The sequence below is a fragment of the Fibrobacter sp. UWH5 genome, assembly GCF_900142505.1.
Classification (GTDB): domain Bacteria; phylum Fibrobacterota; class Fibrobacteria; order Fibrobacterales; family Fibrobacteraceae; genus Fibrobacter.
Genome location: NZ_FRBB01000003.1, coordinates 214,935 through 238,174, shown reverse-complemented (window position 1 = coordinate 238,174; position 23,240 = coordinate 214,935). Strand labels below are relative to the sequence as shown.

The following is a 23,240-nucleotide window of genomic DNA, read 5'->3' as shown; positions in this document are numbered from 1 at the left end:
ATAAAGCTACTGATACGGACTGCCTATGGCTTCAGGAATATGAACAACATGCTGTCGCTGATAATGTTGAGCTGTTCCTATGTAGATGTAAAGATTGCCTACGAATGGGAATCGGAATCGAGAGGATCATCTAGCAAGGCAGCCTAAATGCTACCACACATGTTGATGATGCCTCGATTTTATTTTAGAAAACATCCGTTTAATTAGGATATAGAATTTTTATGGAACAGAAAGAACGTAAAATGAAAATTGAAGGGGTTGCTCACGCTGAGCTGAATGGTGGAGAAACTTCTTCCTCTAGATTGGGGATTGAAAAAGATACTCCTGACATTCAATCCTTTTCTCCGGCACAAAATGAATCTTTACGAAAGAATATGAAAACGGAAACATCGAAGGATGATGTCGATGTCAAACAGAAGGAAAAAATTGATAAGTTTTCCGATGCTGTGGATGGAAACAAGGATTGTCTTCATGAAAATTCTTCGCCTGAAACGGTCGTTCGTCGTAAAAAGAGATTGGTACTTTGGTCAGCAGTTTTGGCAGGACTTTTGGCAATTTCTTTTGCTGTGCGAGGTGTTAGTCCCATGGACACCCCTATTAGCACGAGTGTTGGTGCTCAGGAAATCTTGAAACAGCAGTGGTCGGACAAATTGGAACTTGGGGCTAGGTTAGTAAAGAACGATGATCAAATAACCGTTCGGCAAGCGGATATGGTAATAACGCATGACAAGACTGAAAAGTCGACTAAGGTTCATATTTGGGACTATGCCGCTGAGGATGGAGATTATGTTCAACTTAAAGTAGATGGAGTTGCTATTACAGAACCGTTTATGATACATCACAAACAAGTTTCTTTTGATGTTCCCGCAGAATCCAAAGTGGAAGTCGTTGGAATTCGTGATGGCGGTGGTGGAATTACATATGCAATTCGTTATGATGTTAATGGTACTGTTTATCTCAATGGCATGGGTATCGGTGGCTCTAATACATATACATTGACTCGAAGTCAAGTGACGGAATAGTTTTTGAAGGAAACAACCCATAACGGATTCGTTATGGGCTGTTTTTTTTGTATTAAACGCTATATCCGGGACCGTGTGTATCCGAAACCATTAGCGGTTTATTTACTTTCTTCTCTTTTTTACGAGTTCTGTTTTATTCAAACACCATCTTTTGTTCTAAAGGCCGTTGCGATAAATTCTTGCTCGCTTCGCGAAATGCCTATGTCTGTTGCGACCTTTTGCCACTTTGAAACAACGTCGTTTGTTTTTTTGATAATCCTGTTTGCATCGCTTGGCGCGATGCCGAAATAGGGCGCAACTTCTCTTGCCAAATTGTAATCTAGATTTGCTTCGCTTTCGTTAATGTTCAACGAAAGTTCTGTTCCATATTCGTCGGGTGTCAAGTCATAAGCTGGTGACAGTGTCCAGCCTTTGGGCGTTAAGAGGAAACCGTGGTTTCTCAGGTGGTCGTCACAATTGGAAATGGCAATGTTGAAAATAATTCGTTTGAAAAGCTGCTCTAAGTTGCCTTGCACATTTACGCAATGTTCAGAAATCCACTCTACCAATTCAAGGTAGCTGGCTCCGGTTCCTCCATTAGCTCCATCGTTATAATCCAAATGCGTCATTGCCGATGTAAAATGCTTGCGGACGTTATTTTCTGTTCGGTCAAATCTTTTTGTTAAAAAAGTGTGATATTTGGAACCGAGTTTAATGCATTTAAAGTCGCTGATTTCTACACCGCATTTTTTTGCAAGAGTCATGCAGACAGTTTCCCAAGCTCCGACATCTTTTCGATCTTTTTTACTTGGGAACTTGGCTATCCATAGATGACCATGTTCATCGACAACATTTGCTTTTGGTCGCGCTCCTCCGAGAGAACTTCCTGGACGTAATAGCATTTTTAACCAACGGTCATCAATGGAATTTTCATCCTGTTCCAATTTTAGGCTGGCTGCCTCTAATTTTCGAAGGGATTCCCAAGGTGGTGTCGCTAGTTCTTTGTCGTTGTCGATGAAATCACCGTCAAGACTCTGTTTGAATCGCAGGGCTCCCATGCGGCTCTCATCAAAAACTCCCAGTAGATAATCTAATTCAGTCCTGGGAATTACGGGGCGTCCTTCTTTTCTAGCCAAAATAGTTTCCCTGCGGTCAATGAGTTGTCGCCCCCAACGGTCGGGAGTGGAATCTAAGAAAACGCCAAAGTTATCCTTGTCAGTAGGTGCGTATTGTTTTCCCCGAAATAGGCTTAGGTTAGGATCAAAAATTTGAAAAATGGGATTGTTTAACCAGAACTTGTCAAATTCAAAGGAGAAAATGCTTTTGCCTCGTTGCAAGGTTTCTTGCAGAATGCCCATGAGAACAGGCTCGAGGACCTGCTCGTTATGGAAGAATACGTATACGGACCGATTATTCATTTTGCGAGACCTTATTTCTTGCTGGCGCGTTCTCTTACGTTTAGTTTTGCGTCTTGGAGTTTTCTGCCGAGTTCGTCATCTTTTGCTACAAGGAGTATATCACTTGCAAGTCCCAACGCAATCAGTACCCTAAAATAATGGCCCATGGAGACGCCTTCATCACCACTTTCGATTTTTATCAAGGTGCCACGAGAAATGTCTGCCCGTTCGGCGATTTGTTCTGCCGAGAGGTCGCGGCGAAGTCTGGCTAGTTTTATCTGCTTGCCAAGGTTATTTAAAATTCTTTTCTGCGATGGTAATAATGCTCTTTTCATAATGTTTTACATAATATACAAAAATTGCTTAAAATGTTCAATATATTGAACATTATGAATGGCGTTTAGGGACTTGTCTATGAACTTGACCATTTAGATGAAAATGTTCCTGTACTGGTAAGAATGCGTCAAAAGCGTCCTTTTATACCCATTTTTGTTCGTCACTTTTCCATTCTAGTAAAAAGTCTCTATTGTCGAAGTAGGCTTGCATTGGCGATTCAAGAAATTTCTGCAAGGATTCAATGACATTTTGAAATGGAATCTCGGACAATTTTGCTTTTTTCAGAAAAGCTTTCCACTTGGTTCCCATAGATTGATCGTTGTGAAATTGAAGGACTTTCTGAAAACGATTCATATCGTAATTACGTTGTCGATTTTCGAATGTCCTTGCAATGGCGGTTTTCAATGTTACACCGTCAAAATCAAAATTTTGAAGAATGAAGTGAATGTCAAAATAGTCCTTCATTCGACTGGAAAGTTCCATTCGATCAAGGATAGCATCAATTTTTTCTGCGATGATTGTTTCCACGGGGTAAACTCTTACTTGAGGGCTTGAAAACCCTTCGACTTGAACAGGGAAGTTTGCTGTTTTCGGCTTTGGAATGATAGTGTCTCCAAATCCAAAATCAATGTTTATCCCCGTACGGGTGTTTTTGATTTTTGCTATGAGAAATGCAGAAATCCCAGTATATTTCTTTTCTTTGGCAATCTCTTTTAGATTTGCCAATTCGAAAGTTACAAAGTCATTCTCTGATTCCGTATTTATTATCTCGTGAATGATTTCGCGCATTCTTTCCGGAGAATTTGAGAGGTTCTCAACGAGAAAATCTGCGTCTCGGGTTGTTCTGCTTCCAAAATTTGAAAGTGCGTAAATGAGCAGGCCGCCTTTCAAAATAAATGCATCTTTGTATTTTGAAAGGTTGATTCTGCGGATGAATTCTTCCTGGCAAAATAGCTGAAGGCTTTGCATGCTGTTCCAGCCCATTTCCTTGGATTTATTTCGTATTTTGGCAAGTACCGATGCTGCGCGATCAGCCATTGAACAGAACCTCCATAATTTCTCTAACTTTCTTTTGTACTCGCATTTTCCGGGCGTAATCCAGAAGTTTCATTAGATTCTTCTGAGGGTCGCTTGCGTAAGCGTTCAAGGCTTTGTTGAATAGCTCGCTGTCTATTTTGTTGCGGTACTTGAAGCAGTCGCAGACGCATCGTTCTCGGTCGTAAATTTTTAGTTCGAACCCGTTGAAGTTTTCCGTGCTTAGCCCAAGGTCGAAAAGTTCTTCTTGCACATAACGCGTTTTTAGAAAAAGGCCGTCAATTTTAAGTCTGGAACGTGAAAATGACCTAGGCACGGAAATTGTCCAATCCGTGGGGGCGTGATTGCTATAGCCGTAATAGTAGAGTGCCGATTCCATGCAGATGACTACATCGGGCAAGAGTTCTGCAAGCAGTCGTTCTTCTGCTATTTCGTTCGTCGGAACGGCACTGTACACGCCTTTGCGAACTCTGTAAAGTTTTCCGCTAGTGCAGAATCTAGACAGCTCGTCATTGTGGATTCCGTTTTCGTTGAAGTCGGATGTTCTGACAATGCCGTCGTATGAGGCTACAATATCGTGTGCTACCATGATTTTGGACATGGTCTAAATATACAATATTTAATACACAAATGCAAATGTTTGTGTATTGTTTATTGTGTGTAAAAATCTACGGCATATTTATAAATGTGCCGTAGAAATTTGTATGTTTTTTGTTTAAATTGAAGAATTGTGGGTCTTTTTCTTGCTTTTTTTATGAGAAAAAGACCTTGCTTGGCAATAACCCGAAATTTTAAACCATCGGTAAAAATTTAAATTTTACCGATGCATGTGTTTACCGAAACTCTTTCCGATCTTGAAGCTGAAAAATCAGCTCTGCTAAAACGCTTGCAGGAGATTGATGAGCGGATAGCCTTGCTAAAACGCTCCGCTGCTGTTATTGATAAATTTTCTCCTGCCTCGGAAAAGGTGAAGTTGTATCAGTCGCTTTTTCAGGGGCGTCCAGATGTCTATGCAAGGCGTTTTGAAAGTGCCAAAACGGGAAAGTCGGGCTATCAGCCGGTCTGTAAGAATGAGTGGGTGCCGGGAGTTTGCAACAAGCCAAAGGTAAAATGCGGAGATTGTTCAAGTCGATGTTTTTTGCCGATGACGGCATCGGTAATCGAAAATCACTTGAGAGGTGAGGAACCTTGCTGGAATGGTTCGCGCCCTTTTGTTGTTGGAATATATCCTCTTTTAGAAGATGACACCTGTAAATTCCTTGCAGTGGATTTTGATGATGGCGATTGGCTGGATGACGCATCTGCGTTTATGTCGGCCTGTAAGGCTGAAAATATTTTTGCTTCGTTAGAACGTTCCCGCTCTGGTTGCGGTGGGCATGTATGGATTTTCTTTGATGAATGCATTCCTGCGAAACTTGCTCGAGAGCTAGGTTCTGCTCTGATGACGAAGGCCCTTGATTTGCGTCCGCAAATTGGAATGAATTCTTTTGATAGATTTTTCCCGAATCAGGATTTTATGCCAAAGGGTGGCTTAGGAAATCTGATTGCTTTGCCGTTACAAAAAAAGGCTCGTGAGAAAAATCATTCGTCGTTTATAAATCCTGATACCGGTGATGTTTATGAGGACCAATGGGCGTACCTTTCTTCAATACAGAAAATAGGCAAGAGTTTTGTTGAAGATTATGTTTTTAAGGCCAGGTCCCATCGTGAAATTTTGCCTGTTTCAGATGCTTCTGTTGACGATGAACCATGGAAAAGTAGTCCGAGTTATCCTGAAATAAAGGCTGTATTACCGCAAAAAATAAACATCACTATCAGCAATCAAATTTTTATTGAATCTGCGGGGTTGCCTGCCTTATTCCGAAATAGAATTTTGAGGTTGGCATCATTTCAGAACCCGGAATTTTATCAGGCGCAGGCCTTGAGATTGCCGGTGTGGGGAAAACCAAGGATTCTTTATTGTTATGATTTTTACCCGAAGCATATCGCGATTCCTGTTGGTTGCTTTGACAAGTTGATTAATTTGCTGCAGCATTATAATATCGAACCTGTTGTTAATGATGAACGAAATTGCGGGCTGCCGATGGATGTTTCTTTTGAGGGAAATCTTTATCCTGAACAGTTGCTTGCTGCAGAAGCTTTGTTGAAACATGAAAATGGAATTTTGTCCGCGACAACAGCCTTTGGTAAGACTATTGTTGCCCTGTGGCTTATTGCGAAACGAAAAGTCAATACATTGATTCTTGTGCATCGTACACAACTTATGGATCAATGGGTGGAGCGAATTTGCGCATTTCTAAATGTTCCCAAAAAAGAAGTTGGACAATTTAGCGGAACTAAGAAGAAGCATTTCGGTAAAATTGATGTGGCTCTGATTTCTAGCGTTTATCGTGATGGAAAAACTGTAGAATGGCTTAATGAATATGGGCAAGTTATTGTAGATGAGTGCCATCATATTTCGGCGTTTTCTTTTGAGCAGGCGGTTCGCCAAAGCGATGCTCTTTATAAGGTGGGGCTGTCGGCGACCTTGTCTCGTAAGGATGGGCAACACCCGATTGTTTTAATGAATTTGGGACCAGTGCGTTATTCTGTTAGTGCGAAGAAACAGGCTACGGAACGAGATTTTTCTCATTCTGTAATTGTGCGAAATACAGATTTTCGTCTCCAGAATGATGCCGCTAAATTGCAAATACAGGAAGTCTTTAACGAACTTTGGCAAGACGAAAAACGAAATGAGCTGGTTGCTGGTGAAATTTTACAGGCTTATAAGGAGCGTCGTCAAATTCTTGTGCTGTCTGAAAGGACAGAGCACCTGGACTGGTTTTACGAACGTTTGCATGCAGATGTTGAACACCTTTTTCTTTTGAAAGGTGGTATGGGAAAGAAACAGCTAAAACGCATTATGGAAGAAATCAATGATGCGAAGATTGATTCGAATATCGTAATTCTTGCAACCGGCCGTTACATTGGCGAGGGCTTTGACCTCAAGGAACTGGATGCTTTATTCTTGCCTTTTCCTATTTCGTGGAAGGGAACGCTGGCGCAGTATGTGGGAAGATTGCATCGCGAATCTGTTGGAAAAACAGAAGTTCGCGTATATGACTATGTTGACGGGGATGTTCCTGTTTTGGCAAGAATGCATCAAAAGCGTGTTAAGGGATACGAGGCTCTTGGATATCACCTGTCGTGATTACTTCAGCGAAATCCTGTCGCGGTTCTGCCTTGTTTCGAAGTTGTAGTTCTTTTCGAGAAATTCCCTAGGCTGGTTGAAAAGTTCCGTAGCCTTTTTCAACGTAATGCCAGAAAAGATGAACCTGCATGCATCCTTGATGGATATGTTGTTCTGCTCGCACATTTTGAAAAACTCGTCGGCATCATTGCACTTGATGTTCTTTGCGCCGGGAGCAAACTGAAATGTGTCGGCTACATCGTCGGAACAATCTTTCAGTGCAGAATAGAGCAGGGGTTCAATATCTTCGACAAAGCCCTTGCATGCCTTTAAGAAAGCAAAAAGTTGTGCCACATATTTTTGATTTTCCTTAACGCTTGTGACGTCTCCATTTTGGAAAAATAAGGCTAGTGTATTCAGTCCGGCAAGAACGTCTCCTTCGGGAACGAATTCTCGCCAGTCCATAAGTTGATCAATTGGATTTTTCATAGTTTCCTTTGACAAATTCTATCAGGGCTTTGAAATCGCCACGGTCTGCATCATGAAGCGATTCTATGTACTTGTTTCGCAAATCGGTTATATCAGTTAAATTGCCGTTTCCCCAATGCAACCTGTTTTCTCCATGCTGTTGCATAAACATGTCTGCCATCAGTCGGGAGACTCGTCCATTGCCATTGGGAAACGGATGTATTAAAACAAGTCTGTGGTGTAATCGAACCGCGATTTCCAAATTTGAGAAAGTTTGGTTTTCTACCCAGAATGATACGTCGTCGAACAGAGCCTTTAATTTTGTAGGGATATGATACGGAGCCACACCAATATTTCTTTCTGTAGAACGGTATTCTCCAGCCCATTTCCAAACTTGACCGAACATTTTCTTATGCAACTTTCGCAAAAACGAATCATTTAAAACATCAAGTCTTTTTTGATTGGTCAACCAAGTTTCTGCTTCCAGAATATTTCTTGTTTCCAGCTCGTTCAGTTCTTTACGAGTAGTAATCCACCTGGGTTTGAGACCTTCGCGTTCTTCTGGTGACAGAGGTGTGGAGTTGTCATCAGTCGAAAAAATATCTGCCATCAATCGTCCCAAATTTGCTTGATATTTTTATTGATCATGTCATTTGTCAAATCTTCTAGAATGTGCGGGTCTTTAGCAAGCTGATCTTCGAGAGCCATGTTCGAGTTGACAATTGATAACGTTTTGGCAGCTTTCTGTTGGGCCTGGTTTTGAATCATTTTATCTAAGGGTTCTTTTGGAACAAAACCATAAACGAAATCGCAGCCCAATCCACTTGCGATTTTTTTCATTGTGGAAATTTTGAGATTGTCCTCGTTCTGCTCCATTTTTGCAATACGAGGTTGACTAACACCAAGCCTATTTGCGAGCTGCAACGCAGTCATCCCAAGAGCCTGGCGGATGGACGAAATCCAGCCCTGCTTTGGCGGAACATGATCCACGACATTAGCAAAGCCCTCTATTTTGGTTGTGAGCGAGCGAAGGAGCAATATTCTTTGATTCATTATATAACTTTTAAGTTTTATTTTTCTGTATAAAAATAACAAAAAGATTATACAAACGCAATAAGAGCATAACACTTGTGTTATATATTCATGAAATCCATTGATATTGTAAGGAATGCTGATAAAGTTCAAGAATCCATCTCCTTCCCTGCGGACATGCGAAAACGGCAGGGCATAAACCAAAGTTTGTCAAATGCACTTTTGTGCACTATAAAAATATAGTTTAGAAAATTTTGGATGTCAAGGGGCAATAAACGAAAAGATTCCGGCTCAGTCCTCACTTTGCTTCGCAACGTACTTTTCTATGTACGCCGCCGGCGTCAGGATTTCTGGTCTAGCAAGATTCAGGTCCATAAAATCCTTGTCGCCTGTGACAAGGACATCAATATTCCCAGTAAACGCGCTCAGAAGCACCGGATAGTCATTTGGATCTCGGATTGGTACCACTTGTTTGAATTTTTCCGGGATGATTACAAATTCGAAAGATATAGCCGAGATGAATCTTTCTAAAGCTTCCGTCTTTGTCGAAAACTTTTTCTTGACGACTTTACGCAATTCATCAAGCAGAAAATTTGAAATCACAAGTTCATGAAAAGAGAAAACATTTTCAAGAAGCAAGTCAAATTTCTGCCCGGGGAATAAAAGCGCGGAAAGCAAGACGTTGGTATCGAGCATTACTCGCAATACTAATCCCGTTCATCCTTGATCATCTTTGTGACATCGTATTCGCACTTTATGTCGGCGGCCATTGCCATGCCGGAAAATTCAGACTGGGCTTGACGCAGAGCCAGCATTGATGAATTCACAAGAACAATCAGGTTGCCTTGCTCAACAAAAGCCACATGGGAGCCTTCTTGAAGGCCCAGTTTTTTGCGGATTTCGATGGGAATGGTTACTTGTCCCTTTGAAGATACTTTTGCTGTCTCCATAATTCTTTACTTTCCTTACTTTCTTTACCTAAATATAATAACATTATTCGACAATGGCAACAAAGGAAAGAAAAACGTTTAACTATATTCTCCTTGACATAGCTTGGCAGAAATGCCGGGCGTTCGGTTTTAGGGTATTTGTCCTTAATCTCGCAATCGAAATCTGGAAAATAGCAGAAAAGAAAATAATGAAGAAAATCCTCCTTATTCTAATGTCCTTCGCATGGAATGTTTTTGCCTTAGATTGCCTAAACATATTCGTTCATAATGACATTGGAGGAATGTATGCCTTTCCGGGTTATGTTTTAGACAGTACATATCGAACCTACCCAATGCAAGGTTGGGATGGCGAATCTTTTTTTACGGATTATTATTACGAAACCTCAAAATTCAAATGGAATGGCAATACGCTTTCTGAATTATGCAAATCAAAAAGAGTTGCCATGGACGATAAGGTTGAAGAATCGAACTACACGTGTGCGCCATCGCCGGCTACAATTTCATACCAGCAAAAAGACGAATACTTTTCTGTTGTTGGGAATTTCCCAGATAGACCATGGCTAGACCAAAGAATATTCAAGGATTCCATCTTTATTCTCAACTACGAGTATACTGTTGATTCCATTTACAAAGTCATAAAGAATGATTCGATATTTATATACGCAAACAGGGGCCCCGATGATGATGGGGAAAGTAGAGAAGATGAAAAACTCGTTATTGTAAGGGATCCAGCAAACAGCAAGCAGTGCCTGGAATACGAATACTACTATAATGGTGGCGATTGGAAAATAGAAAACAATGTCAGCAAAACCTATACCTTGGAAGAAACCGAAAATGGGTTTGTTGTCAAAGAGACTGCAAGTGACAACGACTATACAATCGTTTATTTCGTGAAGATTGATTCAGAAAATACGACATCTATTGCACGTAACAAACGTCCATCAAATATCAAGAAATTCCAATATTTTGATTTGCTTGGACGCCCTTCTGCAAAAAGAAGAAATCGTATCACGCCTGAGATTTTTTATTAAAGTAGAGCCAAAAATAACCCTACCACTATGAAAGCCTACGTCTATAAAGAACACAAGAAGTTTGAATTGATGGAAAAGCCGAAGCCTGAATTGCAGGGGCCGAGGGATGCCATTGTCCGTGTGACCATGGGGAGCATCTGTACCAGTGACTTGCACATTAAGCATGGTTCTGTGCCGCGGGCGGTGCCGGGAATTACCGTGGGCCACGAGATGGTGGGCGTTGTGGAATCCGTCGGTGCTGACGTGAAGAACGTGAAGGTGGGCGACCGCGTGACGGTGAATGTGGAAACTTTTTGCGGGGAATGCTTTTTCTGCAAGAAGGGTTTCGTGAACAACTGCACCGATAAAAATGGTGGTTGGGCTCTGGGCTGCCGCATTGATGGCGGCCAGACGGAATTTGTGCGGGTGCCTTTTGCTGATCAGGGCCTAAACAAGATTCCTGATTCCGTCAGCGACGAGCAGGCTCTTTTTGTAGGCGATGTTTTGGCTACAGGTTTCTGGGCGACCCGCATTTCTGAAATCAAGACTGAGGATACGGTGTTGATTATTGGCGCTGGCCCTACAGGCATTTGCACGCTGCTTTGTGTGATGCTAAAGAATCCGGCGAAGATTATCGTTTGCGAAAAGGATGAAATGCGTCGCGAATTTGTGCGCAAGCATTATCCCCAGGTGATTGTGACTACGCCGGAGGAATGTGGTGCGGTGGTGCAAAGGGAAAGTGCCCACGGCGGTGCCGACGTTGTCATTGAAGTGGCCGGAACCGAAGACACTTTCCGCATGGCCTGGGAATGCGCAAGACCCAACGCCATCGTGACAGTGGTGGCCCTTTACGACAAGCCCATGACTTTGCCCTTGCCCAATATGTACGGCAAGAATCTCACTTTCAAAACCGGCGGTGTAGACGGCTGCGACTGCGCCGAAATTCTCGCCCTCATTGAGCAGGGGAAAATCGACACCACCCCGCTAATCACCCACAAGTTCCCCCTGCAGGACATTGAAGAAGCTTACCGCATTTTTGAAAATAAGCTGGACGGCGTGATTAAGGTGGCTATTGTGTAGATGCTTTAGTTCATGTTTTTGCCGCAGCACTTCTTGAATTTCAGCCCGCTGCCGCAAGGACAGGGATCATTGCGTCCGACCTTAGGACCGCTATTTTGGAAAGGAATCCCATTTGCTAATCCGAATGGATTCGCATTGCTACCTGGTCTAGGCAAGCTAAGCGGAGTGTGCCCTAGGTTTGTCCACATTCTGCAATTGTTGTTGAATTCCTGCAACGGCCTAAGCACTCTTTCAACTTCGTTGATGTCCTTTAATTCAAGGCCGAATTCCGTCCGCAGGAATTCGATTTCCCTAAATGGATTTCTTCCTCGCATGCAGGACTCCAATAGATAAGAAGCGATGTCTAATGCTGTTTCTGGGTCCTTGAATTGCTTGACGGCGTTGAATAACTTTTCGTATTCAGGAATATATGTGTTGAGGTCCGTTTCAGCAAAACCCCAATGTTCGATTTCTTCGCGGGTTGGTTGATATATCTGCTTTCCCTTTTGCCCTTCCATAATCTCCGTGATTTCATCGCCGAACTCAATTCGGTAGTCGGTAAGACCACCGTTGAAGTAATGGAAGTACTTTGATACCTGGGCGCATTTTTCGATGTGCTTACACATGTCTTTGCCGGAAAAATTTGTGCCATGATCCCGGTTCCATAAATCCGCAATATCGGATGCCGTAGCCACCCCATAAAGTTCGTCTGGCAAGTAAGCCTTAAGATTATCCGCGTCCTTGCCGTAAAGGTAGAGTAGCCCCATTTCTGCCAGATATTTATGAGATTTGGTAAGATTATGATTATATATCTTTACCAAATGTATTGTTTTTGGCAAGATTTGGTAAATATTATGCTGTTGTGATCAAAGTGCGATTGTGTAGAGTTGTTTCTTCAGCAGATTGGAGTGGCTGCCTGTACGGGTAAGCGTCAGTACAAGTGGTGCTGTTTCTGAATTAGTTTGACATCGCTTTTGAAAGAGGGTGTCTTGGCAGAAAGTGTATACATCTTGGATGAATTTTGAAAAAATATCCGAGAGGTATGATGTAAAGTCTTTTTTTGAGTTGTTTTTTTGTTAGATTAACCCTGTATGGAAAATCATCTTTATTGGATTACTGATTTAGTTTATGTTGTTGTGCTTGCCATTATTTTAAGGCATTCGTATATCTATCGCGACGAAATTTCTCCCCTGAATCGAGCCTTTAGAAAATTGCTTGCCTGGAGTGTTTTTTTCTGTTTCCAGGATGCGGTCTGGGAACTGTCTAGTTTTGAGGCGGTAGGTATCCCCTCGTTGTTCTTTGTGACATCGACGGTGTTTCATGTATGCACAATCGTATCGGCTTATTTCTGGTTAGACTTCTTGCTGACCTTCCTGCGAAAAGGGATTCAGCATCAGAAGGCTTTTCGTGTTTTTGGCGTTGTGATCGTTTCTTTGCAATTGATCCTTGTTGTTCGCAATTTCTTTTACCCGACCATATTCTCTATATCAGAAGATAACGCCTATGTCGCCGAAAGCCTGCGCTGGGTGGCCATGCTGGCCCCGCACTTGATTATTGTGGTGGCCGGTCTTGTGATGGCCTACTTCTGTATCAAGAATAGTCGCAAGGATGATGGCAGACAATTCCCTGTTCTGATGTTCGTCATCATGCCGTTTATTTTTGGAATTCTCCAGTTGCAATTCTCGGGCTGTCCGTTCAACTCGATGAGCTATTTCATTGGTTGTTGCATCGTCCATATTTTTATTGCTGCCCGTGAACACAACGAACGTATGACGGTGGAGGCGAATACCGATGGCCTTACCAAGGTGTTTAACCGCCACGCCATGGAAGAAGACGCTAAACGTTATAGGAATGAGCCGTTGGAAGATTCTGCTATTGTATATTCCATAGACATTAACGGGCTCAAACAGGTAAATGATAGCCTGGGCCAGGAAGCCGGTAATGAATTGGTGTTGGCTGCTGCGGCCTGTATTTCCAGGGCATTCGGTTCCAAAGGAAAGGTTTACCGATATGGTGGTGAAGAGTTCATGGTCTTGGCTCGTTTTGATGGCGATGGAACCTTCTTTAAAACGAGGCTTTTAAATGAAGTCTCTCGCTGGCAAGGTCAAAAGGTGAAGGAACTTGCGCTGTCCATTGGCTTTGCCGAAAAGCGGAATTTCCCCATGTCAGATGTGGTTGAGTTAAAGGCTATCGCTGACAATATGATGCGATTGGACAAGAGTAACTATTATAGGAATAAGGGTGTCGACCGTCGAAAATTGCGTGAAGCCTTCGGGGCGGTCTGTAATTCCTATACGAAAATCCTGAAGTTGAATTTGGCTACGGATACTTTTGACATTGTCCAGATGGATCCCAGCGAAAGAGACCCGCGTCGAGGCTTTTCTACGGAACATTCCAAGTGGCTTGAAAATTACGCCCGACAGGGTCGGGTGTATATAGATGATGTGAAAAACTTTTTGCAACAGACCGATCTTGAAAATCTGCGCAAGCATTTTGTGAATGGGCGGAAATCCTTCTCGTTTGTCTATCGAAAGAATACCAAGCTAGGTGTAGAAACAGCCTTGATGGAACTCTTGAGAGCGTCCGATTACACCGATGAATCCCCTAACGTTTTTCTGTATGTTAAGAGCATGAACACATCGGTGAAGAAATCGGACTAGGAACTTGCTTAAATCTTGCAATCCTTGATTGCAGTAAGGGAGCCTGCGGCGTATGCCTTTTTGATGCAGTCGGCGATGGATTCGGCTGCATCAATTACTTCCTGGGAAATGATAGTGCCGTCTGATGTATCGGAAGGCTGGGAACTTGCCTTGATGATTGAATCTGCAACGGCTTTTGCAACGGAGTCTGCGATGGCGGCTTGAATGGAGTCAGCCCTTGCAGCATCTTCGATACGTTTGTCCTTGATTTCCTGATACATCTTCTTGCTGATGCGGTCGATATTGGTCCCGTTCTTGGCGACTATTCTGATTATGCCTTCTCTGGCGGCGTAGTAGAATTTGCCTACGTTACAGGAATCACCCTTTTTTTGGGGCGTTTCAAGGATAAGGACATTTTTGTAGTACGTGTCGTTAATCGAGACAGAATCCTTGTATTCACTTTTGAAAAACGGATTGTCCTGGTCGTTTTCGTCTATCGGGCGAGAGCTGACAAAAGCGTTGACTTCTCCGCAAGTGACAAAAATGGATCCTCCGTAAGTTGTTGCGTCTATTCTTAGTCCGAGTTCAATCGGCATGGTGCTTGCGACTCCCTCGTATTTCAATGAAGGAATGTCGTCTTCGGTAAAAGAAATAGAGTGCCTTATTTCATCTGTAAAACCACGGGAGTCCTTGAAGTAAATGGAACTATCCTTGGTAAAATGTTTATGACCATCGACGTATGGGATTAATGTGTCGGAGAAATATAGATGGTCGTTGGCTGAAGACGAAGAATCCGGGCAGCCGGTAAAATACAGTGCACTCATGGCAAGGATGAGAAATCTTTTCATTAGTATCCCTCCCTTTCGTTCAAGGTGATGGAACTTTCGTCTTCTAGGTCGATTCTTATGATTCCCGATTTCTGATTGTAGTAAACCATGGCTCCACTATTGAGGGAACTAAGGTCCTTGACCACGGCTACGTCGTGATAGGTATTCTTGTTGACTTTCAGCGATTCAATCAAAGTGTCTAGATTGTTAGATGTAGACGGATCGTCTAGATAGAATTCGTGCTTGCCTATGGTAGCCTTGATCGTTCTGATAGAAGTGCTTGAGGAATCGACGGAACTGGCATTCAGCTTGATTGATAAGATGGGGTAGTCGGATTCCAGCCAAACATCTCGAAAGACCTGGCAAGACATGCTGTCTGCGTCGTTAAGCGCCTTTGTGACGGTGAGAAAGATGTCTTGTCCGTCGGAATGCTTGAATGGAATTTTTTCGTTCAGTTTGTACTTACCGAAATTTTTCTGATAGTCATTCAGTGAAGAAACGCGACTGCAGGATCTGTATGAGCCTGTGGTTGTGCTGGTGTCGTCGGCACATGCGATGAAACATGCCGAAGAAAGGGCTATAATAGCGAGATGTGTTCCTAACCTTGTATTTTTCATGAAAATAAATATAGACAAAAAGAACGGCTTTCTGAAAGTCGTTCTCTTTTTTTTGCAAAAGATGATTTAGGTCACGAACTATTGTGCCTGATTGTAAACAATAGTTTGGAATTGGAGCCTTATGCTGTTTTTGTTTTGTCCTTGGGCAGAACAAGATTTAGAATTACCGCTAACACAAAAACCACAGCCACACAATTCTCTGCAAAGATGGTCTGGATAATTTGGGGGAATTCCTTGAACATGCCGGTTGCCTGGGTGAAGCCTAGGCCTACGCTAAGGGAGAGGCTGGTAATGATCATGTTACGCTGGCTAAAACCGCTCTTGGACATCATGCCGAATCCTGCAAAAAGAATGGATCCGAACATCATGATGGTGCAGCCGCCAAGCACAGCCTGGGGGATAGTTGTAAGCAACGTTCCCACCGGCGGGAAGATACCGCCCAGCAACATGATGACTGCTCCTGTAGCGATGGTGAATCGGTTCACGACGCCGGAGAGGGAAGCCAGGCCCACGTTCTGACTGAAGGAGGTGATGGGGGTACAACCGAAGATACCGGAAATTGTGCTGACAAAACCATCGCAGGAGATGGCGCCTCCCATTTCGACTTTGTGGATTTGACGCTTGAGTGCGCCGTTCACCAGGGCGCTAGAATCGCCCACAGTTTCTGTAGCAGAAACCAGGAAGATGGCCACCACAGAAAGGATGGGGCCCAAGTGGAATTCCGGAGTGAAGGGGAGTATCTTGGGAAGGGCGATGATGCTGCAGTTGGATAGTCCCGAGAAATCTACCATGCCCATGCAGAGGGCGAGAATGTAGCCAACAATAAGGCCTACCAGTACAGAAAGGGACCTGAGAAAACCCTTGGCGAACACTTGAGTGAGCAAGCAAGTGAGCAAGGTGACGCTACCGACAATCCAGTTGTGGGTGGCGCCGAAGTCTGCAGAACCTTGGCCGCCGGCGAAGGAATTTGCACCGATAGGCAAGAGAGAAAATCCGATGGCCGTCACCACGGTTGCAGCGACGATGTGGGGGATGAGCTTAAGCCAGTATTTTGCGCAGAGACCCAGCAGACCTTCTACGATGCCACCTACGATCACGGCGCCCATGAGGGTGCCCATGCCTTGGGTGGTGGCAATGCCGATGGAAACGGAAAGGAAGGTGAAGCTGATGCCCATGACGATGGGCAATCTGGAACCGATTTTCCAGATGGGGAAAAGCTGCACCAGGGTGCCGATACCGGCGATGATCATGCAGTTCTGAACGAGGGCCGCAGTCAGTCCCTTATCCAGGTTTACAACCCCGGCAAGGATCATGATGGGGGTGATGTTTGCGACGAACATGGCTAGCACATGCTGCAGGCCGAAAGGTAACGCCTTGAGAACTGGAACGCGACCGTCCAGCTGGTAAATGTTCTCTGATGAATTGTTCATACTGTTACCCCAGTTTCAAATTTGTATTCTGCAACGGCAGTTCCGGCTGTTCGCGGAACTTGATGGTCTGAGTTTCCCAGTCCATGGATTCGACGATGGCGATGGATTCTACGCGGTAGCCTTCGGCGCGGAGTGTTGCGCCTCCCTTCTGCTGACCCTTTTCAATGGCGATGCCTAAACCAGCCACAGTGCCGCCGGCCTGATGGACCAGGTCGATGAGGGCGTGGGCTGCGGCTCCATCTGCCAGGAAGTCGTCTACGATGAGGACTTTATCGGTTGCCTTCATGTAGGGCTTGGAAATGAACACGTTGTTCATCTTCTTGTGGGTGAAGGAGTAGGCCTGGGCAACGTACTTGTCGTCGGTGCTGTTTGCGGTCTGACTCTTCTTGGCGAAAACCACGGGTACGTCGTAAAGGTGGCCCAGCAAAGTGGCGATGGCAATACCGCTGGCTTCAATAGTCAGGATCTTGTTGATTTCCACATCGCGATAGCGACGCTGGAATTCGTAGGCCATCTGGCGCATAATATCAACGTCGATCTGATGATTTAAAAAACTGTCAACCTTAAGGATGTTGCCTTCCTTAATGTTGCCGTCACGGAGAATTTTTTCTTCTAGAAAGTTCATGCGGGAAAATCTAGGAAAATCTATATTTGACCTTATGGCAAATTCTCAAAGGCGCACCTTTATAGCGATCGACTTGAAGTCCTTTTTTGCCTCTGTGGAATGTGTCCTGCAGGGGCTGGATCCGCTTAAGGCGAACCTGGTGGTGGCCGATGCCAGCCGTACTGAAAAGACCATCTGCCTGGCGGTGAGCCCGAGCCTGAAAGCCTACGGAATTCCTGGCCGAGCCCGCTTATTCGAAGTAATCCAGAAATTAAAAGAGGTGAAACGTCGTACAGGTGTGGATGTGGATTACATTGTGGCTCCGCCCCGCATGGCGAAATATGTGGAATTTTCTACCAAGGTTTATAACGTCTACCTAAAATATGTGAGTGCCGAAGACATTCACAATTACTCCATCGATGAATGTTTTTTGGACGTTACCCAGTACCTCAAACTTTATAAGAAAACGGCCCGGGAATTGGCGAAGACCATGGTCCAGGACGTACTTGAAACTACGGGTATAACCGCAACGGCGGGAATCGGCAGCAACCTTTACTTGTGCAAGATTGCCATGGATATTATGGCCAAGCATGTAGATGCCGATGAAGACGGAGTCCGCATTGCGGAACTGGACGAAATGAGTTTTCGCAGGAACCTGTGGAATCATCGTCCTCTTACCAGTTTTTGGCAGATTGGCCGCGGGATTGCGGAACGTCTGGAAAATTGTAACCTGAATCGCGGTCGTGGAATTTATACCATGGGTGACCTTGCCCGTGTAAGTATCAAGAATGCCGATGCCCTTTATAAGATGTTCGGCATTAATGCCGAAATCCTGATTGACCATGCCTGGGGCTATGAACCTTGTACCATTGCCGAAATCAAGAAGTACAAACCAAAATCCAACAGCATTGGTGGCGGCCAGGTTTTGAGCTGCCCCTACACGGCAGAAAAGGCCCGCATTGTCGTTCGCGAAATGGTAGACTCCCTGACATTGGATTTGATAGACAAGAATCTGGTGACAAACAGTCTAACCTTGATGATGGGCTATGACCGCGAAAATGTGGACAAGGGAATTTATGTAGGCCCCACGGTTATCGATAACTACGGACGGGAAATACCGAAGCCCGCTCACGGATCTGCAAATCTGGGCCGCTATACTTGTTCCCAGTCCGCTATTGCCGAGGCGGTGATGAAACTGTTCGACCGGATTGTGAATCCGAAGCTGACCTTGAAACGTCTGAATCTTGTGGCTAACGATGTGCTGGACGTGAGTTACGAGGAAGTGGACCTTTTTACCGATGTTGAAAAGCAGGAGAAGGAAAAGAAACGCTTGAAGGCGGAGCTGCTGATCAAGAAACGCTTTGGCAAGAACGCCATTATCAAGGGCATGGACTTGCAGGAAGGAGCCACTACGGTGGAACGCAATGGACAAATCGGAGGTCATCGTGCCTGATAACTACGAAGACATTATCAATTTGCCTTACCCGCGGAACGACTGGAATTTTCTCATCAAGCATCCTCGCATGTCTATTGAAAATCGTGCGAAGATTTTTGCTCCCTTTGCCGCCCTCCGCGGCCATAGCGATGCCATTGCGGAAACTGCCGAAAAGAAGCTGACCATCCGTCAGGAAGAACTGATGGAGGATTCCCGCATTGAACTGGACGAGGCGTTGGCCGCCTTGTCGGAACGTCTGCAACGTGGTGAACATCCGACAATTCGAGTCAGTTATTTTGTGCAAGACAAAATCCTTGCTGCAGGCGTAGGGACCTACAGAGAAATTGAAGGTCTTGCCGCCAAACTGGACTTGAATACGGCAACGCTCCAAATTGTAGATACAAAAATTCCACTGAATGATATCCAGTGGATTAAGTTTGCTTAAGTGGTTTTGAATTATCCCATGGAGTTGGTCACGTTCTTGGTGGCCATGACAATCTTGTCGGGGTCGCTTTTCAGTCGGTAGAAGAGGAACTGGCTGTAGCTAATGCCCTTTGTGTTGTGGAAATCCGGCGTGGTGCGGAACAGGATTGAAGTCTGTTCCATTTTTTCAAGTTTAGAACGTACATTGCTGAAGTCCATGAATGCCGTTAGACGATCCTGGTCTTCGGGAATAACATATTTCTGGATGAACCATTTGACGACGGCATCGTAGTCAAGAACCTTCATGGCTGTAGTGACATTTTCGACGAGCGAAATATTCTTGTACAGCTGAACTTTCTTGGAGGCCAGTTCAATTCGGCAGATCATGGTGTAGTTCTTGCTGAGACCTTCGATAATCTGATGTTCGAATTGCAAATCGCGAACTTGTTCCAGTCGGGCGGCACGGCCATGGTCCACCAGTTCCAGGATGAATAGTGCCTTGGACGGTTCCCCATCAATTTCTTCGATGGTTCTGAAGGTGGCCTGATGCCAGTGTCCGGCGATGGTCTTGTATTCGTAAACGAGACTCTTGTTCTTTTTCAGATCACTTTTCAGGAACTGGATGTCAAAGAACTGGGCTACGATTTCCTTGTATTCGGGATCCACCAGCTGAATGGTGTCGTTCATGATTCCGGTAAAGGTCAAGGACTTGGGGGCGTTGGATTTTGCCAAGGTTTTTAAGACCCAGTAGCTGTTCTTTTCTAGGTCGATGGTTGCCATCAGGGCGTAAGAATTGGAAAGGCTGCGAAGGATGGCGTCAATTTCGCGCTTGTAGCTCAGTTCTGCAATGCCGCGCTTGTATTCGGGATGCTTCTCGTAGAAGGCTTCCTTGTCCTTATACATCTTGGTTTCGGCATCGCGGGCCACGTCTTCGATATGCTTGGGATTCTTGCTCCAGCTGCAGCCGATGGAGGCCTGGGGAACGGGATCCTTGCTCAGGTAGGCATGGAAGTTGTCGGCCAGGAATTGAACGTCTTCCTTGTCGCTTCCGTGGATCACGATCAGAAATTCGTCGCCGCTGATTCGGTAGATGAGTTCGTGCTTGAAATTTTCGACCAGCTTGCTGGTGAAGGAACGCAAGAAGTCATTGCCGGCGGCATGACCGCGAGTGTCATTAATCAGCTTGAGACCGTTTAGGTCGGCAAAGATCACGCCGATACTTTCTGGCTCCTGCTGGCTTGCGTAATTGCGGCACTGGGTCTGATAAGAGTAAAAGTTATTCAATCCGGTTAGAGTGTCATACTTGCAGAAATGCTCCAGTTCACGCTGCACTTCCATCTCGTGGACGTAGGAATCGTGAATGTCCTGGACAAACAGCCATGTGGACTGGTTCTTGTCGGTGTAGTCATCGGCCTTGATGATTTCCATGAACACCCAGCGGAACACGCCGTCGGTCTTTCGACGGTATCTTAGGCGGAAACGGTCGTTTTCCTTAAAGAAGCTGCGGAGGGAATCCAGGGTCAGCCTTGTTCGGTAGATATTTTCGTCTGCTTCGTAGATATTTCCCCTGTCGGCGAACATCATGAACCATAGAGAAATGCTCTTGATGTCGTTTTTCTGCTCGTCGGGGGTCTCTGTAGGGAGAATTTTGACCACTTGATAGGTATCGTCCGTCAAATTGACTTTCAAGACCTTGTAGTAGGTCTTGGCCAATGCGGAGATAGCGTTTGAGATATCGATAGTGGACATATATTAAAAAATATAAATGATTTTTTTTGATTTACTACCTTTGTGATATGCAACCCATAAGAAATATTGCCATTTTGGCCCACGTCGATGCGGGAAAGACGACCCTTTCCGAGCGTATTCTTTTTGCTGCTGGCGAAGTGCGTCGCCCGGGTAAGGTGGAAGAAGGTCTTGCCACCATGGATTATCTGCCCGAAGAAAAGGAACGGGGGATTACCATTGAAAGTGGGGTGGCTCATTTCGAGTGGAAAAACACCTGGTTCAATTTTATCGACACTCCGGGCCATGTGGATTTCGGAGCCGAAGTGGATATGGCCCTTACGGCTGTGGAAGGGGCTGTGCTGGTGGTGAGTGCTGCCAGTGGAGTGGAAACTCAGACGGTTGCCGCCTTTAAAAAATTACGGGCCGCAGGTGTGCCGACCATACTGTACATAAACAAGTTGGACAATCCTGATTATTCTCTGGACGAGACCCTCATTAACGTAGAAGAGATCCTGGGTGTGCGTCCGGTGCTGATGACGGTTCCCGAATATGAGAACGGTCAGATGGTCAGTGTGCTCGATGTGCTGAGCAAGAGTCGCTTGGTCCATTCAGACCGTGGCGAAGAAGTGGTGGACTCTGCCGATGTTCTTTCTGAAGGGTCTTCCTCTGAACGAAGTGAAGGATCTAGCGGTTCCAGCGCCGATTTGCTGGCCAAGCATTATAAGGAAGCGGTAGAATTCGCTAGCAACTTCGATGATGAAGTTCTGGAATTGGCCCTTGAAGGTAAGCCGGTTCCGCCCAAGGCTTTGCTTCGCGGTCTTAAAGGTCTTGCCCTGGATTCCGACTATGCGCTTTGCTATGCGGGTTCTGCCATGGCGGGCTTTGGCGTGCGCAGTCTTGTGACAGCCTTGAGCTTTTTCTTGCCCGAGGTTCCGCAGTTTGATGAACGGGAATTAGGCCAGGTTATCCGTCTGCGTCATTTCAAGGGCGTGGGGGAGATTTCCCTGTTCCGCGCCCACTGCGACATGGAGCGGAAGGAATGGCCTGCAGGTTTTGAGTTCTCACGTTTGAAGGCCAACCTTCTGATTCCCGTAGAAGAAATCCGTGCCGGTGACATTTACGCCATGCGTACACCTTTTGAAGCGGAGTTGGGTCAGGTCATTATGCGGGATGGCCATCTTCTGCAAGACGAAGAAGATTCGAAGGGCGAAAACATCCGCGACCGTTACCAGCCCTTGTTGCAGACCCGCGTAGAATGTCTTGCTACTGACGACTACCATCATGTAGAAAAGAGCCTGAATACCTTGAGCCGCATGGATCCTAGTTTCCGCGTGGTTCATGACGATGGTGGCTTCTGGTATCTGCATACGGTTGGCGAAGTCCAGCTGGATGTTCTGCTGGCCCGTCTCCGTCGTGAATTCGGTTGTGAAGTTCAGGCCGGCGATCCCGAGGTCCGCTGGCAGGAGCGCCTGTCCCATGAAGTGGATGCTGTAGAAAATTCCTTCCAGCTTGGCCCCCATAAAATTAGCATTAAACTATCTGCGTCCCCCATTCAAAATGATGTGGTGGAAAATTCCGCAGAGCTGCCCCAGAATCACGACATTCGTCTAACCGCAGAATTTTTGGAAACGGCTCCTCGCGAGATTCTTGCCGGTGTCCGTTCCGCACTTCTGGAAACGGCTGAAATTGGTGTGCTGGGCAAGGGCCCCCTGGTGGGTGTCCGCTTCGAAGTCCTGGAATTCAGCTGGACCGAAAATGCCCTGCCGCCCATGATCAAGAAGGCTTGCGCCGATGCGGTTACCAAGCTTTTCAAGCCGTCTGACATTAAACTTTATGAACCGGTCATGGAACTTTCTTTGGAATGTCCGGTGAACTTTGCCGGTAATATTACCAGCGATATTCAGGCCCGTGAGGGAAGGGTCAAGGAAATCGGTGGCGATGGACGTACCCACTTCCTAAAGGCGGATATTCCCCTGCGGAAGATTTTTGGATACGCTACCAACGTGCGCAGCATCAGCAAGGGGACGGCGTTGTACAGCTTGAAACTGCTGGGCTATCGACCCTGTGTTGAATAACTCCG

Annotated in this window: 23 protein-coding genes; 8 read left to right on the top strand and 15 right to left on the bottom strand. The window is 45.2% G+C overall.

Features of this window, described 5'->3' with window-relative positions; translation table 11 throughout:
* Window positions 1-221 precede the first annotated feature (221 nt).
* Window positions 222-1,022: a hypothetical protein gene (locus tag BUB38_RS05030; protein WP_073157906.1), complete on the top strand. Its 801-nt coding sequence runs from the start codon at window positions 222-224 to the stop codon at window positions 1,020-1,022.
* A gap of 137 nt (window positions 1,023-1,159) precedes the next feature.
* Here BUB38_RS05030 and BUB38_RS05025 read toward each other — a convergent pair whose 3' ends face one another.
* From BUB38_RS05025 to BUB38_RS05010, 4 genes are all read right to left on the bottom strand, one after another.
* Window positions 1,160-2,359 (bottom strand): type II toxin-antitoxin system HipA family toxin, encoded by a 1,200-nt coding sequence (locus tag BUB38_RS05025; protein ID WP_212668356.1) that lies wholly within the window; start codon window positions 2,357-2,359, stop codon window positions 1,160-1,162.
* A gap of 71 nt (window positions 2,360-2,430) precedes the next feature.
* Window positions 2,431-2,733, bottom strand: a complete 303-nt coding sequence (locus BUB38_RS05020) for a helix-turn-helix domain-containing protein (protein WP_073157900.1) — start codon at window positions 2,731-2,733, stop codon at window positions 2,431-2,433.
* A 142-nt stretch (window positions 2,734-2,875) separates the two neighbouring features.
* The gene (locus BUB38_RS05015) at window positions 2,876-3,772 is read right to left on the bottom strand and encodes a nucleotidyl transferase AbiEii/AbiGii toxin family protein (RefSeq protein ID WP_073157897.1); all 897 of its coding nucleotides are present in this window, start codon (window positions 3,770-3,772) and stop codon (window positions 2,876-2,878) included.
* Window positions 3,765-4,370, bottom strand: a complete 606-nt coding sequence (locus tag BUB38_RS05010; RefSeq protein ID WP_073157894.1) for a type IV toxin-antitoxin system AbiEi family antitoxin domain-containing protein — start codon at window positions 4,368-4,370, stop codon at window positions 3,765-3,767. The genes BUB38_RS05015 and BUB38_RS05010 overlap by 8 nt, the downstream gene beginning before the upstream one ends.
* 228 nt (window positions 4,371-4,598) lie before the next feature.
* On the opposite strand from BUB38_RS05010, the gene BUB38_RS05005 reads away from it, so the two are divergent.
* Window positions 4,599-6,959 carry a TOTE conflict system archaeo-eukaryotic primase domain-containing protein gene (locus BUB38_RS05005; RefSeq protein ID WP_217650864.1) on the top strand — a complete coding sequence of 787 codons (2,361 nt, stop codon included), beginning with the start codon at window positions 4,599-4,601 and terminating at the stop codon, window positions 6,957-6,959.
* On the opposite strand, the gene BUB38_RS05000 is transcribed toward BUB38_RS05005, so the two are convergent.
* The 5 genes from BUB38_RS05000 to BUB38_RS04980 form a co-directional block, all read right to left on the bottom strand.
* The gene (locus BUB38_RS05000; protein WP_139258246.1) at window positions 6,960-7,427 is read right to left on the bottom strand and encodes a hypothetical protein; all 468 of its coding nucleotides are present in this window, start codon (window positions 7,425-7,427) and stop codon (window positions 6,960-6,962) included. It abuts the gene before it with no gap.
* Window positions 7,411-8,016 carry a mobile mystery protein B gene (locus BUB38_RS04995; RefSeq protein ID WP_073157885.1) on the bottom strand — a complete coding sequence of 202 codons (606 nt, stop codon included), beginning with the start codon at window positions 8,014-8,016 and terminating at the stop codon, window positions 7,411-7,413. Before BUB38_RS04995 ends, BUB38_RS05000 begins: the two co-directional genes overlap by 17 nt.
* The gene (locus BUB38_RS04990) at window positions 8,016-8,459 is read right to left on the bottom strand and encodes a mobile mystery protein A (RefSeq protein WP_073157883.1); all 444 of its coding nucleotides are present in this window, start codon (window positions 8,457-8,459) and stop codon (window positions 8,016-8,018) included. The genes BUB38_RS04995 and BUB38_RS04990 overlap by 1 nt, the downstream gene beginning before the upstream one ends.
* A 270-nt stretch (window positions 8,460-8,729) precedes the next feature.
* Window positions 8,730-9,134 carry a putative toxin-antitoxin system toxin component, PIN family gene (locus tag BUB38_RS04985; RefSeq protein WP_139258244.1) on the bottom strand — a complete coding sequence of 135 codons (405 nt, stop codon included), beginning with the start codon at window positions 9,132-9,134 and terminating at the stop codon, window positions 8,730-8,732.
* A gap of 11 nt (window positions 9,135-9,145) precedes the next feature.
* Entirely contained in the window at window positions 9,146-9,388 is a 243-nt protein-coding gene (locus BUB38_RS04980; RefSeq protein WP_073157877.1) for an AbrB/MazE/SpoVT family DNA-binding domain-containing protein, read from the bottom strand.
* Between the two features lie 53 nt (window positions 9,389-9,441).
* Between BUB38_RS04980 and BUB38_RS04975 the strand changes: the two genes are divergently transcribed.
* Together BUB38_RS04975 and BUB38_RS04970 are read left to right on the top strand one after the other, a co-directional pair.
* Complete coding sequence (locus tag BUB38_RS04975) at window positions 9,442-10,419, top strand: hypothetical protein (protein ID WP_073157873.1); 978 nt, start codon at window positions 9,442-9,444, stop codon at window positions 10,417-10,419.
* Window positions 10,420-10,446: 27 nt separating this feature from the next.
* Window positions 10,447-11,478 (top strand): alcohol dehydrogenase, encoded by a 1,032-nt coding sequence (locus BUB38_RS04970; protein ID WP_073157870.1) that lies wholly within the window; start codon window positions 10,447-10,449, stop codon window positions 11,476-11,478.
* Window positions 11,479-11,483: 5 nt separating this feature from the next.
* Here the strand turns inward: BUB38_RS04970 and BUB38_RS16725 are convergent, their stop codons facing one another.
* A complete protein-coding gene (locus BUB38_RS16725) occupies window positions 11,484-12,278 on the bottom strand; it encodes a YecA family protein (RefSeq protein ID WP_083539622.1) in 795 nt (264 codons plus the stop codon).
* Between the two features lie 270 nt (window positions 12,279-12,548).
* On the opposite strand from BUB38_RS16725, the gene BUB38_RS04960 reads away from it, so the two are divergent.
* The gene (locus BUB38_RS04960) at window positions 12,549-14,117 is read left to right on the top strand and encodes a GGDEF domain-containing protein (protein WP_083541934.1); all 1,569 of its coding nucleotides are present in this window, start codon (window positions 12,549-12,551) and stop codon (window positions 14,115-14,117) included.
* Window positions 14,118-14,125: 8 nt separating this feature from the next.
* On the opposite strand, the gene BUB38_RS04955 is transcribed toward BUB38_RS04960, so the two are convergent.
* The 4 genes from BUB38_RS04955 to BUB38_RS04940 all read right to left on the bottom strand — a co-directional run bounded on the left by BUB38_RS04955 (window position 14,126) and on the right by BUB38_RS04940 (window position 17,595).
* Entirely contained in the window at window positions 14,126-14,944 is an 819-nt protein-coding gene (locus BUB38_RS04955; protein WP_073157865.1) for a hypothetical protein, read from the bottom strand.
* Window positions 14,944-15,540, bottom strand: coding sequence for a hypothetical protein (locus BUB38_RS15975; protein ID WP_139258242.1), 597 nt, complete (start codon window positions 15,538-15,540; stop codon window positions 14,944-14,946). The genes BUB38_RS04955 and BUB38_RS15975 overlap by 1 nt, the downstream gene beginning before the upstream one ends.
* A 119-nt stretch (window positions 15,541-15,659) precedes the next feature.
* The gene (locus BUB38_RS04945; RefSeq protein ID WP_073157859.1) at window positions 15,660-16,970 is read right to left on the bottom strand and encodes a nucleobase:cation symporter-2 family protein; all 1,311 of its coding nucleotides are present in this window, start codon (window positions 16,968-16,970) and stop codon (window positions 15,660-15,662) included.
* Window positions 16,971-16,974: 4 nt separating this feature from the next.
* Window positions 16,975-17,595, bottom strand: a complete 621-nt coding sequence (locus tag BUB38_RS04940; protein ID WP_073157856.1) for a xanthine phosphoribosyltransferase — start codon at window positions 17,593-17,595, stop codon at window positions 16,975-16,977.
* Window positions 17,596-17,629: 34 nt separating this feature from the next.
* Here BUB38_RS04940 and BUB38_RS04935 point away from each other — a divergent pair, with 34 nt between their 5' ends.
* A complete protein-coding gene (locus tag BUB38_RS04935) occupies window positions 17,630-19,027 on the top strand; it encodes a Y-family DNA polymerase (RefSeq protein WP_073157853.1) in 1,398 nt (465 codons plus the stop codon).
* Entirely contained in the window at window positions 18,999-19,454 is a 456-nt protein-coding gene (locus tag BUB38_RS15970) for a hypothetical protein (RefSeq protein ID WP_073157850.1), read from the top strand. The genes BUB38_RS04935 and BUB38_RS15970 overlap by 29 nt, the downstream gene beginning before the upstream one ends.
* An 11-nt stretch (window positions 19,455-19,465) precedes the next feature.
* On the opposite strand, the gene BUB38_RS04925 is transcribed toward BUB38_RS15970, so the two are convergent.
* Window positions 19,466-21,181 carry a GGDEF domain-containing protein gene (locus tag BUB38_RS04925; RefSeq protein WP_073157847.1) on the bottom strand — a complete coding sequence of 572 codons (1,716 nt, stop codon included), beginning with the start codon at window positions 21,179-21,181 and terminating at the stop codon, window positions 19,466-19,468.
* A 47-nt stretch (window positions 21,182-21,228) separates the two neighbouring features.
* On the opposite strand from BUB38_RS04925, the gene BUB38_RS04920 reads away from it, so the two are divergent.
* A complete protein-coding gene (locus BUB38_RS04920; RefSeq protein ID WP_073157962.1) occupies window positions 21,229-23,235 on the top strand; it encodes a GTP-binding protein in 2,007 nt (668 codons plus the stop codon).
* Window positions 23,236-23,240 lie beyond the last annotated feature (5 nt).

What these genes read in the sequence shown, in the direction of transcription:
- BUB38_RS05030 (WP_073157906.1), top strand. Translation starts at nt 222, where the DNA reads ATGGAACAGAAAGAACGTAAAATGAAAATTGAAGGGGTTGCTCACGCT.
- BUB38_RS05025 (WP_212668356.1), bottom strand. Translation starts at nt 2,359, where the DNA reads ATGGGCATTCTGCAAGAAACCTTGCAACGAGGCAAAAGCATTTTCTCC.
- BUB38_RS05020 (WP_073157900.1), bottom strand. Translation starts at nt 2,733, where the DNA reads ATGAAAAGAGCATTATTACCATCGCAGAAAAGAATTTTAAATAACCTT.
- BUB38_RS05015 (WP_073157897.1), bottom strand. Translation starts at nt 3,772, where the DNA reads ATGGCTGATCGCGCAGCATCGGTACTTGCCAAAATACGAAATAAATCC.
- BUB38_RS05010 (WP_073157894.1), bottom strand. Translation starts at nt 4,370, where the DNA reads ATGTCCAAAATCATGGTAGCACACGATATTGTAGCCTCATACGACGGC.
- BUB38_RS05000 (WP_139258246.1), bottom strand. Translation starts at nt 7,427, where the DNA reads ATGAAAAATCCAATTGATCAACTTATGGACTGGCGAGAATTCGTTCCC.
- BUB38_RS04995 (WP_073157885.1), bottom strand. Translation starts at nt 8,016, where the DNA reads ATGGCAGATATTTTTTCGACTGATGACAACTCCACACCTCTGTCACCA.
- BUB38_RS04990 (WP_073157883.1), bottom strand. Translation starts at nt 8,459, where the DNA reads ATGAATCAAAGAATATTGCTCCTTCGCTCGCTCACAACCAAAATAGAG.
- BUB38_RS04985 (WP_139258244.1), bottom strand. Translation starts at nt 9,134, where the DNA reads ATGCTCGATACCAACGTCTTGCTTTCCGCGCTTTTATTCCCCGGGCAG.
- BUB38_RS04980 (WP_073157877.1), bottom strand. Translation starts at nt 9,388, where the DNA reads ATGGAGACAGCAAAAGTATCTTCAAAGGGACAAGTAACCATTCCCATC.
- BUB38_RS04975 (WP_073157873.1), top strand. Translation starts at nt 9,442, where the DNA reads ATGGCAACAAAGGAAAGAAAAACGTTTAACTATATTCTCCTTGACATA.
- BUB38_RS04970 (WP_073157870.1), top strand. Translation starts at nt 10,447, where the DNA reads ATGAAAGCCTACGTCTATAAAGAACACAAGAAGTTTGAATTGATGGAA.
- BUB38_RS04960 (WP_083541934.1), top strand. Translation starts at nt 12,549, where the DNA reads ATGGAAAATCATCTTTATTGGATTACTGATTTAGTTTATGTTGTTGTG.
- BUB38_RS04955 (WP_073157865.1), bottom strand. Translation starts at nt 14,944, where the DNA reads ATGAAAAGATTTCTCATCCTTGCCATGAGTGCACTGTATTTTACCGGC.
- BUB38_RS15975 (WP_139258242.1), bottom strand. Translation starts at nt 15,540, where the DNA reads ATGAAAAATACAAGGTTAGGAACACATCTCGCTATTATAGCCCTTTCT.
- BUB38_RS04945 (WP_073157859.1), bottom strand. Translation starts at nt 16,970, where the DNA reads ATGAACAATTCATCAGAGAACATTTACCAGCTGGACGGTCGCGTTCCA.
- BUB38_RS04940 (WP_073157856.1), bottom strand. Translation starts at nt 17,595, where the DNA reads ATGAACTTTCTAGAAGAAAAAATTCTCCGTGACGGCAACATTAAGGAA.
- BUB38_RS04935 (WP_073157853.1), top strand. Translation starts at nt 17,630, where the DNA reads ATGGCAAATTCTCAAAGGCGCACCTTTATAGCGATCGACTTGAAGTCC.
- BUB38_RS15970 (WP_073157850.1), top strand. Translation starts at nt 18,999, where the DNA reads ATGGACAAATCGGAGGTCATCGTGCCTGATAACTACGAAGACATTATC.
- BUB38_RS04925 (WP_073157847.1), bottom strand. Translation starts at nt 21,181, where the DNA reads ATGTCCACTATCGATATCTCAAACGCTATCTCCGCATTGGCCAAGACC.
- BUB38_RS04920 (WP_073157962.1), top strand. Translation starts at nt 21,229, where the DNA reads ATGCAACCCATAAGAAATATTGCCATTTTGGCCCACGTCGATGCGGGA.